We start from the raw sequence: 14,352 nt of genomic DNA, 5'->3' as shown, positions 1-14,352 counted from the left end.
GGTGGGTGCGAACGAGGGCCTGCCCGAGCGGTTCAGGCCCGGTCGGATACCTCCTTGCCGGCGTCGCGCGGAACACCGGTACTCGTCTCCTCGTCTCCGGCGGGGGGCTGCACGTGCCTCAGCAGTACGGCGACGAGGACGGCGGCGCACAGTACGAGAGAACTGCTCAGCACAGCGTTGACGTGGAGTCCGTGGCTGAAGGCGGCGCGGGCGGCGGCGGCGAGCTGTTCGCCGGTCTCGCCCGGCAGCGCCGCCGCGGCGGAGAGAGCGGCCGCCAGCGTCTCACCGGCCGCCTCGGCGGTCTCGGCAGGGACACCCGCGGGCATGGTCTCGGCCAGCCGGGAACTGTAGAGGGCGGTGCCGACGCTGCCGAGGCCGGCGACGCCGATGGCCATGCCGAACTCCTGGTTGGTCTCGGACATGGCGGAGGCCCCGCCCGCGCGCTCCGGCGGCACGGCGCTGAGGATCATGTCCGTCCCCAGGATGGTCATCGGCCCCATGCCGAGGGCGAAGACGACGGTGGCGGTGACGAGGATCGCGAGGCCGCCGGTCCCGTCGAGGAACAGGTACATCGCGCAGCCGCAGGCCGCGATCACCAGTCCGCCGGCCATCACGTACGCGGGGCGGAAGCGGCGTGCCAGCACGGGGGTGAGGAATCCGGCCGCGATCATCGCGAACGCCTCGGGAAGCGTCCACAGGCCCGCGCTCAACGGAGAAAGGCCCAGGGCCAGTTGCAGGTACTGGGCGAGGAACAGGAACATGCCCGACATCGCGAAGAGCGTGAGGGTGAGGGTGCCGAGCGAGGCGCTGAACCGGCGGTTGGCGAACAGCCCCACGTCCAGCAGCGGATCGGTCAGACGCCGCTGTCGCACCACGAACGCCGTGCCGAGGACGATGCCCGCGGCCGTCGTGGCGAGCGCCGTGCCGCTCGGTCCGCGCACGGCCAGTTCCTTGATGCCGTAGATCGCCAGCAGCAGGGCGGCGACGGACAGCACGACGCTGAGGGGGTCGATCCGGCCGACGTCCGCCGCCCGGTACTCGGGCAGCAGGAAGGGGCCGACGACCAGCAGCAGGACCATGACGGGCACGGCGATGAGGAAGGCCGAACCCCACCAGAAGTGCTCCAGCAGCGCTCCGCCGACCAACGGGCCGATGGCCATGCCGACAACGAACGACGTCATCCACACGGCGATGGCCGAGGCGCGCTGCGCGGGATCGTGGAACATGTTGCGGATCAGGGCCAAGGTCGAGGGCATCAACGTGGCCCCCGCGACGCCGAGCAGGGCACGGGCCGCGATGAGCAGTTCCGCGCTGCTCGCCCAGGCCGCGACGAGTGAGGCCAGACCGAAGGCGGTCGCTCCCGCCATGAGCAGTCTGCGGCGACCGATGCGATCGCCGAGCGTGCCCATGGTGATGAGGAAGCCCGCGACGAGGAAGCCGTAGATGTCGAGGATCCACAGCAGCTGCGTGCTGCTGGGGCGCAGGTCCTCGGTGAGTTGCGGCACCGCCAGGTACAGCACCGTGCTGTCCATCGAGATGAGCAAGCACGGCAGCGCGAGCGCGGTGAGTCCGAGCCACTCACGCCGGCCCGCCTTCACGGGGATGCTCTGTCCGGGGTGCTCTTCGGTCATGTCGTTTGTCCTCAGCCTGTTCTTCTCGCAGTCCTCCCGGGTGGGCCGGGGCCCACCCGGGAGGGGTTTCCGGTGCGCTCGGGGGCGGCGACCGGTCAGGAGGGGTTGTGGATCTTGTCCGCCCAGCGGGCGGAGTCGTGGGTGACGGTGCGCGAACGCGTCAGCAGCCGGCCGTCGCGGCGCACGAGTTCGTCCTCGACGACGGTGGTGGGTTCGAAGCTGACCTTGCCGTCGGAGTCGGTCATGCTGACCATCGCCTGGTAGCGGGTGCGCAGGGTGTCATCGCCGTCCGGCACGACGCGCAGCCGGTCGAACCAGTACCGGTAGACCAGCCCGTTGTAGTAGGGGACGTTCTCGTCGCGGGCTCGGCGCGCCGACGTCTCCTCGACACGGGGCGCCGACGCGTCCCCGCGCCGGGCGGACATCTCCTTGAGCAGGTCCTCCCGGCCGTCGAAACGCCAGCCGAACGGTATGTGCTCCAGCACGCAGTCCTCGGTGAACGTCTCCAGGAACTCCTCCAGCCTGCGCTCTTCGAGCAACGGCATCTGTTCCGCGTAGAACTGCTGTACCTCCACGTACAGTTCCGCGTCGGCCCGCTCCATGGTTCCTCCTTCCGCTGTGCCTCCCGGCACAGCTGACAGTAACGATGGGAAGTGGTGGGGCACTCGAGCCGCTCTCGACCCGGTGGAGGTCAGAGGGCCTTGGCCGGGTCCCGGGCCTCCCCGGGCACGCCCGCCGGTGGCGGCGGCCGCCCGCGGCTCCAGCGGCGCATGGCGGGCCGTTCGACCGTCACGTACAGCAGCCAGGCCAGCCCGAGACTGATGGCGAAGGTGAGCGAGACGTCACGCAGGGCCTCGGCGAAACCGCGTATCTGGAAGGCGTGTTCGGGATCGACCGCCCGCATCGGACCGTAGTAGATGACCGGGTAGTGCACGATGTAGAGCGCGAAGGAGATCTCGCCCAGCCACACCATCGCCCGGTTGCCGAACCCGGTGCGCCGGCCCTCGATGTCCCGGGTGGCCGCCGCGCCGATGACCAGAGCGAGCGGCAGGGCCGACAGCGACATCCAGGCGAAGACCCCGGGCAGCTGGGCCAGTACGGCGTACGAGGCCACGGACAGCAGGCCCGCCGGAAGGAGGCCGATCCTGATCCAGCGTCCGCTCAGCACGGCGCGGGCGACGAGGATGCCGAGGACGAACTCCAGCATCCGCACCGGCGGGAAGTGGTAGACGAACCAGTACTGCCACCAGGACATGTCTCCGCCCCACCACATCGTGGGTTGGTCGGGGAGCAGTTGGGCGATGAAGGGCACGACGAGGATGGCGGCGGTGACCGCGCCGGTCCACCCCCACAGCCGCTCCGGCCTGATGCGCCGCACCAGCGTCAGCAGCCACGGGAAGCACACGTAGAAGAGCAGTTCGCAGGTGAGCGACCAGCTGGGCGAGTTGGTGCCGTGACCCATGATCGCGTCCTGGACGGGCAGCCAGCTCTGGAGCAACAGGACGGAGGGGGCGGTGTTGGTGACGGAGACGGTGACGCCGGCCGCCAGCATCAGCACGACGGTCGCCGCGAGGGTGACGAGGTGGTTGGGGAAGATCTTCACCAGCCGGCGGCGCAGGAAGGCCGTCCTGGTGTCGTCGTCCCGGGCCACGTAGGTCAGGATGAAGCCGCTCAGGACGAAGAAGAAGGTCAGTCCGACACCGCCGACGGCGAAGATGTAGTCCGTCGGGTCGTGCGCGGGGCTCGCGCCCATGAAGAACAGGTATCCCGTGTGTGCGCACAGCACGGTCATCGCGGCGACGAACCGGAGCCCCGTCAGTGAGGGCAGGCGGCTGTCCGCAGGACCCGGCCGTACCGGGACCTCGTCGGATCTTTCCATGGCTTCTCCTGCATGCGTTCCCGGGGTGGTGGGCGCTGTCCTGACCACTCGCCGGGCGGGGCGGCGGCTACGCCAGCGTCGGCGGTGGGGCTAGAGGCGGCCCGGAATCCCGCTCGACAGCCGGGGCCCTCCGGGAGAGGTCCTCCGACTCAACCGGGAGTCGAGAACGCGCCGCCATGCTCACGGGCCCACGTTCCGGCGAGCAGAAGGATGCGAACATGCGGATACCGAAGAAGCCTCTTGTGACGGTGGCGGCGGTGTCGTCCCTGGTCCTCGGCGCCTGGGCCCCGAGCGCCGCCGCACACCACCGCACGCCCACACCCGTCGGAGTGTGGGCCGCCGAGCTCGACTTCGACGGGCAGACCGTCCACGTGCGCCAGCAGTACAAGGCGGACGGGATGCTGTGCCACGAGGTCGAGGCTCCGGGCGTGCCCCACGGCATGTCGGAGGGCACCTGGAAGAAGAGGGGCCAGGGAGCCTTCGGCTACACGCTGACAGAGCTGTTCATCGACGAACTGGGCCAGGTGCACGGCCGGGCGGAGATGCGCGGCTCGGCGATCCTCATGGGTTCGCAGTTCAACTCGCTGCACTCCTCCACGGTGTACGACGCCAACGGCACGCTGGTGTCCTCGGGCGCCGAGACCATCACGTTCTCCCGCGTCACCCGGCCTGTGCCGCCCTGCGACGTGGCGCCCGTGGGCTCCTGAGGCCCGGCCCGGCCCCGTTAGGGTCCCGCGGGGCCGGGCCGGGGGGGGCCTCACGCGTCCCAGGTGACGGGGAGTTCCCACAGGCCGTAGATCACAGCGCCCTCCTTGCGCGGGAGGTCGGCGAGCGGCCGGGCCAGCCGCAGGCCGGGCACCCGCTGGAAGAGTCTGCTCCAGACGATCTCCAGCTCCAGCCGGGCCAGGTCGGCGCCGATGCAGTGGTGCACGCCGTGGCCGAACCCGAGGTGCTTGCGGCTGCCGCGGCTGATGATCAGCTTCTCCGGCTCGGGAAACACCTCGGGGTCGCGGTTTCCGGCGAGGCCGAGGCAGAGGATGCCGTCGCCGGCCCGGATGGTCCGGCCGCCGATCTCGATGTCCTCCAGCGCGACACGGGGTACGGCGGTGTCGCCGATCGTCGCGATCCGCACCAACTCCTCCACCGCGGGCCTGATCAGCGACGGGTCGGCCAGCAGCTGCGCCAGCTGGTCGGGGTTCTCCAGCAGGCACGCGGTGCCCAAGGAGATCTGGCTGGCGGTGGTCTCGTGCCCGCCGTTCATCAGCAGCCGCACCATGTTGAACAGGTCGCGGTCCGTGTAGTCTTCGCCCGATTCCTCGTAGTCGGCCATCGCACGGCTGAGCAGGTCGTCGCCCGGCTCCTTCCTCTTCCGCTGGATCAGCTCGCTCACATAGGCGTTGACCTCGACGATCGCGGCCTGCCGTTCCTCGGGGGAGCTGTGGCCGCCCAGCAGCGCGGTGCCGTGCCGGATGAAGAAGTCGTGCTGGTCCTGCGGGATGCCCAGCAGTTCGCAGATCACCGTCATCGGCACGGCGAGCGAGAACACCCGGTGCATGTCGACGGGCGGGCCCATGGCGAGCATGCGGTCCAGGTAGTCGTCGACGATCTCCTCGATGCGGGGCCGCAGCCGCTGCACCTGGCGGTGCGTGAAGGTGAGCGCGGCCTTGCGCCGGGTGCGGGTGTGCTCCTCGCCGTCGTAGCCGATGAACGAGGTCTCGGTGCGGAACTCCGGCGGGGCAATGAAGTAGAAGGGGAAGTCGGCGTGCTTGCGGGAGGCGCTGACGCGCGGATCGGTCAGCAGCGTCCGGATCGTCGTGTACCCGGTGACGGTCCAGATCCGCAGGCCGGACCCGGTCAGTGTCACCTGTGAGACATCCTCCTCAGCCATCGCCTCATACGCGGCGGGCTGCGAGAACGGGCACGGGCGCACGTACGGGAAGGTCTCGTGCTCCTCGGTGGGGAGTTCGGGTGCGGCGTTGCTCATGGAGGTGTCCCTTCTGGTCGGCGGCGGCCGAGCCGGGGCGGCGGGGTGTCAGACCTGGCTCTCCGGCAGGTGCACCACGAGGCCGTCCATCTCCTCGGACACGGGCAGTTGGCAGCTCAGTCGGCTGTGCTCGGTGCGGGGCGACGCGGTGGTGTACAGGACGTCGTCCTCGATCTCGTCCATCCCGGGCAGCGGGAGGCTGTTGGTCGCGTCGACGTAGACGTGACATGTGCCGCACTGGGCGGCTCCGCCGCACTGGGCCTCGATGCCGTCGATGCCGTTGAGCCTCGCGCCGCGCATGACCGTGTCCGGGGGGTGGACGTCCACCACGGTCGCGGTGCCGTCCGGCTGCTTGTAGGTGATCTTGGCCATCGCGTTCCCTTCGTCGCTGGGCGGCGTCGTGGCCTCCACGTGCGCACCGTGGCCTCCAGCCGCGCGGGGCCCGGACGCGGCTGGGGCCGGGCGGCACCGTGCGCACTGTGGACACGAGCACTAGCGGCGTACTGGAGGGCCCCTCGCGGAACGGCGCCCGCGACGGCCGGGCGATCGCACGGGTCCGGATGCCTTCCAGGGGGCCTCAAGGGGCCGTCGCCATGCTGACCGCCCCCAGGGATCGGAGGTACAGCGGTGTTTTCCGAGCAATCCGCCTCAGTGGCCGCCCCCGCGCTGGACGCGTACTGCGCCCAGCGCCCCGTCTGGCGCCCGTCGCCGGACGACCCGGACCTCGACCACGCGGAGATCGAGGTGCCGCAGGACTACGCGCAGCCCGGCGGCGAGCGGCTCACGATCGCGCTGAGCCGCAGCCGGGCCCGCGACCCGCGGCGCCGACGCGGCATCCTCCTGGCCGTCAACGGCGGCCCCGGCGGCGACTGGGGGCGGGGCCGGGCACTGGTGGCGGCCCTCTGCGGCACTCCGACGCACGACGTGTACGACCTGATCGGCTTCGACCCACGCGGCACCGGCGACTCCACCCGGCTGTACGCCGAAGTTGCCGTGCCGAAGGCGCCGTTCGACTCCCGCCCGCCCGACGCGCACTTCGCGCAGATCGCCGAGGACATGCGGGTGCGGGAGGCGGGCTGCGCGCGGGCGGGCGGCGCTCTGCGCCCGCATGTGAGCACCCGCAACACGGCCCGCGACATGGACGTGATCCGCGCGGTCCTCGACGAGGAGCGGCTCAGCTTCGTCGGCTACGCCTACGGGTCGTACGTCGGCGCCGTCTACGGCACGATGTTCCCCGAGCGGCTGGACCGCAGCGTCCTGGACTCATGCGTCCACCCCGGCTGGACCTGGTACGAGCAGTTCGTCTCCCAGGGCGACGCGATCCTGCGCAATGTGCGGCAGTGGGCGCGGTGGGCCGGCGACCGCGACAGCGTCTTCGGGCTCGGTGTCGGCGCCGAGGCCGTACTCGAATCGGTGGAACGGGCCGTGCGGCGGCTGGAGGAGCTGCCGGAAGGCGTCGACCTGCGCACCCTGCTGGACGGGGCGATGGGCTACCGCACGGCGGACCGCGGAGCGTGGGGGCGGCTGGGCCGGATCATCGCGCGGCTGATGGCCGGGCCCGGGGGCGAGGCCGGCGCGGAGCAGGCGCGGAGCCTGCTGGCGGACCAGCGGGGCTGGCGTCCCACCGACCACGAGGGCGAGTTGCGCAGCGGCGTACTGGACGCGGTGACCCTGGAGCACGACTGGCCGACCGACCTCGCGGAGTACTTCACGGCCATGCGCGACTTCCGGGTCCGCTACCCCTACGGCTACGGGGTGCTGCGGGCACAGCCCTGGGTGGGCGCCTTCCGGTCGTTCACACCGGCGGAGCCGCCGACGAAGATCGTGCGGAACGGCTTTCCCACGGGTCTGGTGGTCCAGGCGGACGGGGACATCATGGATCACCACGACGGCGGCGTGGCCATGGCGGAGCAGCTCGGCCACCGTCTGATCACGGTGACGGACTCGGGTGACCACGAGGTCTTCGTGCTGGCCGGCAACGCGGAGGTGGACGCGCTCGTCCACCGGTATCTGACGGACGGGGTGCTGCCGCCGGCCGGGGCCCGGTGCGCGGGTGCCACGCCCCGTCCGGACATCCCGGCCGACCCGGGCCGGGGCTGAAGCCCCGCGACGCCCGTCGGTCCGCGCCCGGACGGGGCGCGGACCGACGGGCGTCGCGACGGGACCGGGCGCGGGCGGACCGGCGGCAGGCCGCGACGGAGCCGGGCGCGGCCGGTCACCGCGTCAGCGGAAGGCGCGGAAGAAGGAGCGCAGTTCGTCCGCGAGGAGTTCCGGCTGCTCCAGCGCGGGGAAGTGCCCGCCCCGCTCGTGGTCCTTCCATACCCGCAGGTCCGCGAAGCGGTCCTCGATCCACGGGCGCGGCATCCGCCCGTCCTTGGGGAAGTTGGACACGGCCGTGGGCAGGCTCACGGGTCCCAGCGCCAGGCGGTTCTGGCTCTCCCAGTAGATCCGGGCCGAGGACGCGGCGGTGGCGGCGAACCAGCTGACGCTCACCATGTCCAGCAGCCGGTCCCGGGGGATCACCTTCTCCAGGTCACCGTCGTGGTCGCTCCACGCCCCGTACTTCTCGACCATCCAGGCCAGTTGGCCTGCCGGCGAGTCGGTCAGGCCGTAGCCGAGGGTCTGGGGACGGGTGCTCTGCACCACCGAGTAGCCGCCCTCCTCCCGCTGGAACCGCTTCATCGCGGCGAGGCCCGCCACATCCGCTTCGGACAGGGACACCTCCTTGCGGGGCGGTCGGGCGAAAGGCATCGTCAGATGGATGGCGGCCAGCCCAGGCGCCGGTTCCGGGTCCTCCGCCATCGCGGCGGTCACGAACGAACCCCAGTCGACGCCGTGCGCGACATAGCGGGTGTAACCCAGCTCCGTCATGAGCGTGGCCCAGGCGCGGGCGATCCGCTCTGCGGTCCAGCCGGTGCGGGCAGGCTTGGCGCTGAAGCCGAATCCGGGCAGCGAGGGGCACACCACGTGGAAGGCGTCGGCGGGGTCGGGGGGATCGGTCAGAAGCGGGACGAGTTCGAGGAACTCCACGACGGAGCCGGGCCAGCCGTGGCTGACCAGCAGCGGCCGGGCCCCGGGGTGCGGCGAGCGGGCGTGCAGGTAGTGGACGGACGTTCCGTCGATCTCCGCGGTGAACTGGGGCAGCGCGTTGAGCCGTGTCTCGGTCGCCCGCCAGTCGTAGGCCGTGCGCCAGTGCTCGCACAGTTCCCTGGCGTAGGCCGACGGCAGACCCTGCGACCAGTCGGAGACGGTCTCCGCCTCCGGCCAGCGGGTCCGCGCCAGACGTTCCCGCAGGTCGTCGAGTTGCTCGTCGGGGATGTCGACGTGGAACCGTTCGTGCTCTGACATGGACGTGCGTTCCTTCCACGTGGAGGTTTCGGCTCGTGAATCTCGTGGATCCCCGGCGCGACGGCGCGGCGGGGCCGTGCCGGACAGCAAGCTGAGGGGAAGGGCCCGCGTGGCGACCGGGAGTGCGGCCTCGGGCACGGTCGGCGGGTCAGCTCCGGCGAGGGCCGGACGGGCAGTCACGACGGTGTCGCCGGCGGCGCGAGGGCTCGCGCCGCCGGACGGCTCCGGAAGCCGACGGCTCACACCACCCTGGCGAAGCGTTCGAGCGTCTCACCCGGGCTGGGGCCGTCGAGGGCCTGGAAGATGCGCTCGGCGCCGTCGCCGTGGCGGTGGAGGTCGACGTGCGCCAGCTCGACGCGGGTGCGGTCGCCCTCGACGGGCACGAAGTCGACCTCGATACGGCTGGCCCGCTCGTCGTCCGGGACGGACCGCCAGTTGCCGTCGACCCGCCAGGTCATGACGAGGCGGCGGCCCGGCTCCCACTCCAGGATCCGGCCCCAGTCGATCCGGTTCCCGGCCCCGTCCCACTCGTAGTAGTGACCGCCGGCACCGGGCTCGAAGGCCAGGCCCACCCGCTCCCCCGCCAGGAGCACATGGCTCGGCGGCCACCAGTCCGCGGGCCGCTCGGTGAACACCGCGAAGCAGTGTCCGGGCGTCGCCGCGACGGTCACCGACTTCCGTACATCGGAAACGACCCTCTGCTCACTCACGCGTTCTCCTCTGTCGGTCCATCAGGTGGGGGCGATGGAACGGGAGGGTCTCCGGGCGCTCTGGACCCGGCGTGGAGGGCCGGTGGAGGAAGCCGGCACCAGTGGCGCTCCGGCGCGGTCCGAGCCGCCCGCAAGGCGGCGCGGCCACCATCGGCGCACCGCAAGGTCGAGACGGGCAGGGAGCCAGCGATGACAGAGCAACGACAGCCGGAGCGGCATGTCGCCTTCGTGACCGGGGCGACCGGCGGGATCGGGCTGGCCGTGACCGAGACCCTGGCGGAGCGCGGCTGCGCCGTGTTCGGCGTCGCGCGGAGCGAGGAAGACGTACGCGCCCTGGTGAAGCGGCTGCGCGGCGAAGGCCGGGAGGTCGCCGGGTGCGTCTGTGACGTGACGTCACCGGAGCAGATCCGCGCGGCGGTGGGTACGGCGGTGGAGGAGTTCGGCCGTATCGACATCCTCGTCAACAACGCGGGACGCGGGGGCGGGGGCGTCACCGCCGAGATTCCGGACACGCTGTGGTACGACGTGATCGAGACCAATCTGAACGGCAGCTTCCGGGTCACCCGGGAGGTGCTCAGCAGCGGCCTGATGCTCGACGGCGGCTGGGGCCGCATCATCAACATCGCCTCGACGGGCGGCAAGCAGGGGGTGGAGCTGGCCGCCCCCTACTCCGCGTCCAAGGCCGGTGTCATCGGTTTCACCAAGGCGGTCGGCAAGGAACTGGCCGGGACGGGTATCACCGTCAACGCCGTGTGCCCCGGTTACGTCGAGACCCGCATGGCGCAGAACGTCCGGCGCGGCTACGCCGGCCACTACGGGGTCCCGGAGGAGGAGATCATGCGCCGGTTCACGGCGAAGATCCCGCTCGGCCGGTACACGACGGCCCAGGAAGTCGCCTCCCTCGTCGACTACCTGGCCTCCGAGCACGCCGCCGCGGTGACCGCCCAGGCTCTGAACGTCTGCGGCGGCCTCGGGAACTTCTGACGGCCGGGCCTCCCTGGCCGGGCCCCCAGCCGCCCGGGAACCGCCGAGAACCGCGTCCCGGCCCTCCTGGATGCCGCATCCCGGTAGACGGCCGGGGCTGACCCAGGAAGCCCGGGGCTGACCCAGGAAGAAGGTGCACGAGCATGACCGGACCGACCGCCGCCCCCCTCCCCCAGGTCCCGGCGCCCCCACCGGTGCCCGGAGGGGAGGGCGTGCTGCACCCCGTCGCCGAAGGCGTGTACGCCTTCGTCCAGCCGGACGGCGGCTGGTGCCTCAACAACGCGGGCCTCGTCGCGGGCCGGGGCCGGTCCGTCCTCGTGGACACCGCCGCGACGGAAGCGCGCGCCCGACGACTGCGCGAGGAGGTCGAGCGGATCGTCCCCGGCGGGCCCGACCTCGTGGTGAACACCCACTTCCACGGCGACCACATCTTCGGCAACGGGCAGTTCTCCGACCGGGCGGTCATCGTCTCCCACGAGGGCACCCGCGCGGACAGCGGCGAGGCCGGCCTCGGACTGCGGCAGCTGTGGCCGGACGTCGAGTGGGGCGCGACGCCGCTGACCCTGCCCACCGTCACGTTCCGCTACACGCTTACCGTGCACGCGGAGGACCTGAGGGTCGAGCTGCTGCACGTCGGCCCGGCGCACACCCCCGACGACGTGGTGGCGTGGGTCCCGGAGCGGTCCGTGCTGTTCACCGGCGACGTGGTGTGGTCGCGGGTGACCCCGTACGTGCTGATGGGCTCCGTCTCGGGCTCGCTGCTGGCCCTGGAGCGGCTGCGGGCGCTGCGGGCGACGACCGTGGTGCCCGGACACGGGCCGGTCGGAGGCCCCGAACTCATCGACGAGACCGAGGCGTATCTGCGCCGTCTCCTGGAACTCGCGCGGGAAGGAAGGCGCGCCGGGCGCACGCCCCTGGAGACGGCGCGGGCCGCCGATCTCGGCCCGTTCGCGGCGCTGGTCGACCCCGAGCGGCTCGTCGGCAATCTTCACCGGGCCGATGCCGAACTGGACGGCCTGGCACCGGGGGCGCGGCTCGACGTGGGTGCGTCGTTCCGGGAGATGGTGGCCTTCCACGGCGGCCTACCCGCATGCCACGCCTGATCCCCTCGCCGCTCGGCGCCGGGCGGGCCCCGATCGTGGCCCGCCCGGCGCCGAGGCGTCAGACCGACTCGGCCGGAGTGTCGCGCCGGATGAGACGGGACCGGGTGAGCAGGCGCCCGCCGCGCCGGACGAGTACGTCGTCGACGGTGAAGGTCGGCTGGAACCTCACTTCCCCCTCGCGATCGGTCAGCGCGACCAGGGAGTAGTACGAGGCGCGCAGGGTGTCCGGATCCCCCTCGTCGGGCTCGACCAGCACATGCCCGAACCAGTGCCGCACGGTGACGTCCCGGTAGCGCGGCAGCGCGGCCCGCATCCCCGCGAGCATCTCCGCCTTCCCCCGCTGCCGCTGCCCGTCCGGGTGCGAGATCTCGCCGTCGTCGGTGAAGGTGCCCGCGAAGCCCTCGATGTCGAGGGCATCCACGCGTCGCATCTGCCACGCGTAGAAGGTCATGACCTCGGCGTAGAGGTCCCCGGAGACGGGTCCCGGAGGACTTCCGGTCCCGCCCGTGACGACCGCCGCGTGCTCTGTACTGCTCGCCTGTCCCATGGCAACTTCCCTCCGGGCAGACCTCACCTGTGGGCCCGTCCCGTGCCCGAGCCTGGCGGGGAGCGCTTCAGCACCGCTGGGGGGCCGCTCGACCGCTGCGGCGACGACGCTTCGAGCCTGAGGAGGGCGGTTTCCAGGGGGCGTCGCAACACCCGGGTCGGTCGTTCAGGCCGCGAGCAGTCCCCGACCCTGCTCATGGCTCCGATGACGGCCGTCCGACAAATGCCCGTGGCCGCGGGGCGCGAACCCAAGCCCGCACACCCAGCGGGTCCGCCCCCAGCCCTGGACAGTCCGCCTCGCCCCGCACTCTTGTGACCGTTCGACCCACGGGCCGGGAGAGAAGTCCGGGCCTGAAGGGTGTCCGGTGTCGGCCAGTGGAAGAGGAACGGGGCCGGTGGCCGCCGGCCCGGCTGGAACTGCCCGGCTTCACCGGCACGCTCGACCCGACCGCGGCACAGCTCGGCCGGCGACGCACCGGTGACCCCGGGGGAACGGGGCACGGGAGGCCGGGCTATGTGGTTCTGGCGTCCTTCCAGGGGTAGGCCACCACTTGGACCAGCCAGTTCTTCAGCGTCAGCTTCTCGCCGCCCTCAAGCCGGACACGGACCTTGACTTCGGCGTTGCGCCTGTTGACGGCGTCGTAGGAGTACTGCCGTGCCCGGGTGATGGTGTGGCTGCTCCAGGATTCCGTGACCCGCTCGCTGATGCAGACCTGATCAGTACGCTGCCCGGCCGTGCGGGAGGACAGAGCCAGTCCGGAGGCTCCGGCGGAGACGAAGGGATGGTTCTCGCCGCGCGGGCTCGCGGGCTCCCCGCCGAAGGTGATGTCGACCATGCCGACACCGCCTTCTCCGCGCACCGCCGCCTCGGCGGAGAACGTGGCCACGAACACGCCGCCGAGCACCGTGCATCCCTGACCGACCAGGAAGGGAATCACCGCGCCGGGCAGGTTCGCCCACTCCGCCCCGGGGGAGAACTCCGACGGTTCGGAACTCCACAGCACGCCCGTCTGGGGCGGCATCTGACTGTAGGCGGCGTAGACCGGGGAGGCTGCGACATCACTCAAAGGAATGTGACCCCACTTCCATACCGTGCGTGATGGTGAACTCACGCAGCATAGTCGGCGGCGTCGGCGACACACATCCCAACTTCCAGCCAGACAGCCAAGGTTGCGGGCGCCGCGATCCCTCCGAAGCCGTGAACCGGGCAGGAGGGCGCCCGGCAGCCGGCGCCGCCGAGGAGCCGGACGCTCCTGTCGAAAAGTCGATCACCGGTACTGGCTGCCCGCAGGTCCCCCAGGGCCGGCAACAGGCCGTGCCCAGCAACCCGGCGTCACGCACGAGAATTCCGACCCTGCTGCGGATCGGGTCAACGCTGCGGCCCTGACCGATGCCATTGCTCGATTCGCAGAGCAGGACGACCGGGAGACAGTGACATATACGGAATCACGAAACACTGAAAACCGCCTCGTTCCTCGCTCACACGGACCTGACCATCCACCCACCACACCCACCGAACTTACGAAAAGATCAGTAGGAGCACGACCAGGGCGGCACAGACTTGAAAAGGCCGGCACCCTGTCCGCGCAGAGCGCGGGTGTCGCGGGTGTCGGCCGATCCAAGACCGTTTCGCTACTTTCACATCCCATCAATTTCTGTTGTGTATTTTTGATATGATGTCAAGGGAGTCGAAATTGTCGAGAACTCCATTTCCTGAGGAGTCGACGATCCTAGTCCACTGAGTATGCCCTGCTCTTGCCCACAAATTAGCCGCCCCTTCCTTCAATGCAGCTTTTATATCGAGCAGATGATGCGCCCCGGGATCCAGATCTTGACTGATCAGCCCTTCTCCTCGCGCCGACAGATGCTTCTTTGAAGCCTCGGCCTCGAAGAGAAGTTGATGCTTTGAAGAACTATATTTCACTGTAGTCGGCTTACTTGCGCTACTGCCCGGAACGGGAGTAAGGTAGTTCTTCATGTGCAATCTTCCTTGACCGAGTTTGTTTAGGTCGCCATCGCCGTACGCCTCCCGGAAGCCCGCCAAGTCCACCGAATTTCCCTTCGCCGCACCTTTTGAGACAAGTCTGTTGTGCAGATTCACAATTCCGTCGGCAGACGTGTCAACGCTACTGGGGGGGCGTGACCAATTCTTGATTTTCGCTAGGCC

14 protein-coding genes are annotated in these 14,352 nt (G+C 70.7%); 4 read left to right on the top strand and 10 right to left on the bottom strand.

From position 1 onward, the window contains the following. Window positions 1–32 precede the first annotated feature (32 nt). From EES43_RS23250 to EES43_RS23240, 3 genes are all read right to left on the bottom strand, one after another. A complete protein-coding gene (locus EES43_RS23250; protein ID WP_124270510.1) occupies window positions 33–1,631 on the bottom strand; it encodes an MFS transporter in 1,599 nt (532 codons plus the stop codon). A gap of 95 nt (window positions 1,632–1,726) precedes the next feature. Then, window positions 1,727–2,233, bottom strand: coding sequence for a nuclear transport factor 2 family protein (locus tag EES43_RS23245; RefSeq protein WP_097871560.1), 507 nt, complete (start codon window positions 2,231–2,233; stop codon window positions 1,727–1,729). A gap of 89 nt (window positions 2,234–2,322) precedes the next feature. Then, window positions 2,323–3,510: an acyltransferase family protein gene (locus EES43_RS23240; protein WP_124270509.1), complete on the bottom strand. Its 1,188-nt coding sequence runs from the start codon at window positions 3,508–3,510 to the stop codon at window positions 2,323–2,325. Window positions 3,511–3,728: 218 nt separating this feature from the next. Between EES43_RS23240 and EES43_RS23235 the strand changes: the two genes are divergently transcribed. After that, a complete protein-coding gene (locus tag EES43_RS23235) occupies window positions 3,729–4,217 on the top strand; it encodes a hypothetical protein (RefSeq protein ID WP_124270508.1) in 489 nt (162 codons plus the stop codon). Window positions 4,218–4,267: 50 nt separating this feature from the next. Here the strand turns inward: EES43_RS23235 and EES43_RS23230 are convergent, their stop codons facing one another. Together EES43_RS23230 and EES43_RS23225 are read right to left on the bottom strand one after the other, a co-directional pair. Further along, complete coding sequence (locus tag EES43_RS23230) at window positions 4,268–5,494, bottom strand: cytochrome P450 (RefSeq protein ID WP_124270507.1); 1,227 nt, start codon at window positions 5,492–5,494, stop codon at window positions 4,268–4,270. Window positions 5,495–5,542: 48 nt separating this feature from the next. Next, window positions 5,543–5,905, bottom strand: a complete 363-nt coding sequence (locus EES43_RS23225; RefSeq protein ID WP_241192504.1) for a 2Fe-2S iron-sulfur cluster-binding protein — start codon at window positions 5,903–5,905, stop codon at window positions 5,543–5,545. Window positions 5,906–6,121: 216 nt separating this feature from the next. Between EES43_RS23225 and EES43_RS23220 the strand changes: the two genes are divergently transcribed. Beyond that, window positions 6,122–7,594 carry an alpha/beta fold hydrolase gene (locus EES43_RS23220; RefSeq protein ID WP_241192503.1) on the top strand — a complete coding sequence of 491 codons (1,473 nt, stop codon included), beginning with the start codon at window positions 6,122–6,124 and terminating at the stop codon, window positions 7,592–7,594. 123 nt (window positions 7,595–7,717) lie between these two features. Here the strand turns inward: EES43_RS23220 and EES43_RS23215 are convergent, their stop codons facing one another. Together EES43_RS23215 and EES43_RS23210 are read right to left on the bottom strand one after the other, a co-directional pair. Beyond that, window positions 7,718–8,842 carry an epoxide hydrolase family protein gene (locus tag EES43_RS23215; RefSeq protein WP_124270506.1) on the bottom strand — a complete coding sequence of 375 codons (1,125 nt, stop codon included), beginning with the start codon at window positions 8,840–8,842 and terminating at the stop codon, window positions 7,718–7,720. A 239-nt stretch (window positions 8,843–9,081) separates the two neighbouring features. After that, complete coding sequence (locus tag EES43_RS23210; protein ID WP_124270505.1) at window positions 9,082–9,552, bottom strand: SRPBCC family protein; 471 nt, start codon at window positions 9,550–9,552, stop codon at window positions 9,082–9,084. A 189-nt stretch (window positions 9,553–9,741) separates the two neighbouring features. Here EES43_RS23210 and EES43_RS23205 point away from each other — a divergent pair, with 189 nt between their 5' ends. Both EES43_RS23205 and EES43_RS23200 read left to right on the top strand, forming a co-directional pair. Further along, window positions 9,742–10,536, top strand: coding sequence for an SDR family NAD(P)-dependent oxidoreductase (locus EES43_RS23205; protein WP_124270504.1), 795 nt, complete (start codon window positions 9,742–9,744; stop codon window positions 10,534–10,536). A gap of 143 nt (window positions 10,537–10,679) precedes the next feature. Further along, a complete protein-coding gene (locus tag EES43_RS23200; RefSeq protein ID WP_124270503.1) occupies window positions 10,680–11,639 on the top strand; it encodes an MBL fold metallo-hydrolase in 960 nt (319 codons plus the stop codon). A 58-nt stretch (window positions 11,640–11,697) separates the two neighbouring features. On the opposite strand, the gene EES43_RS23195 is transcribed toward EES43_RS23200, so the two are convergent. The 3 genes from EES43_RS23195 to EES43_RS31040 form a co-directional block, all read right to left on the bottom strand. Next, on the bottom strand, window positions 11,698–12,186 hold the full coding sequence (locus tag EES43_RS23195) for a nuclear transport factor 2 family protein (RefSeq protein WP_124270502.1): 489 nt from the start codon (window positions 12,184–12,186) through the stop codon (window positions 11,698–11,700). Window positions 12,187–12,697: 511 nt separating this feature from the next. Next, window positions 12,698–13,252 (bottom strand): hypothetical protein, encoded by a 555-nt coding sequence (locus EES43_RS23190; protein WP_124270501.1) that lies wholly within the window; start codon window positions 13,250–13,252, stop codon window positions 12,698–12,700. Between the two features lie 581 nt (window positions 13,253–13,833). Beyond that, the coding region (locus EES43_RS31040) for a hypothetical protein (protein WP_206430106.1) at window positions 13,834–14,352 on the bottom strand (519 nt) is incomplete at its 5' end.

The sequence above is a fragment of the Streptomyces sp. ADI96-02 genome, assembly GCF_003846185.1.
Classification (GTDB): domain Bacteria; phylum Actinomycetota; class Actinomycetes; order Streptomycetales; family Streptomycetaceae; genus Streptomyces.
The sequence above is the reverse complement of the archived record's forward strand: the minus strand, read 5'-3'. Positions and strand labels throughout refer to the sequence as shown.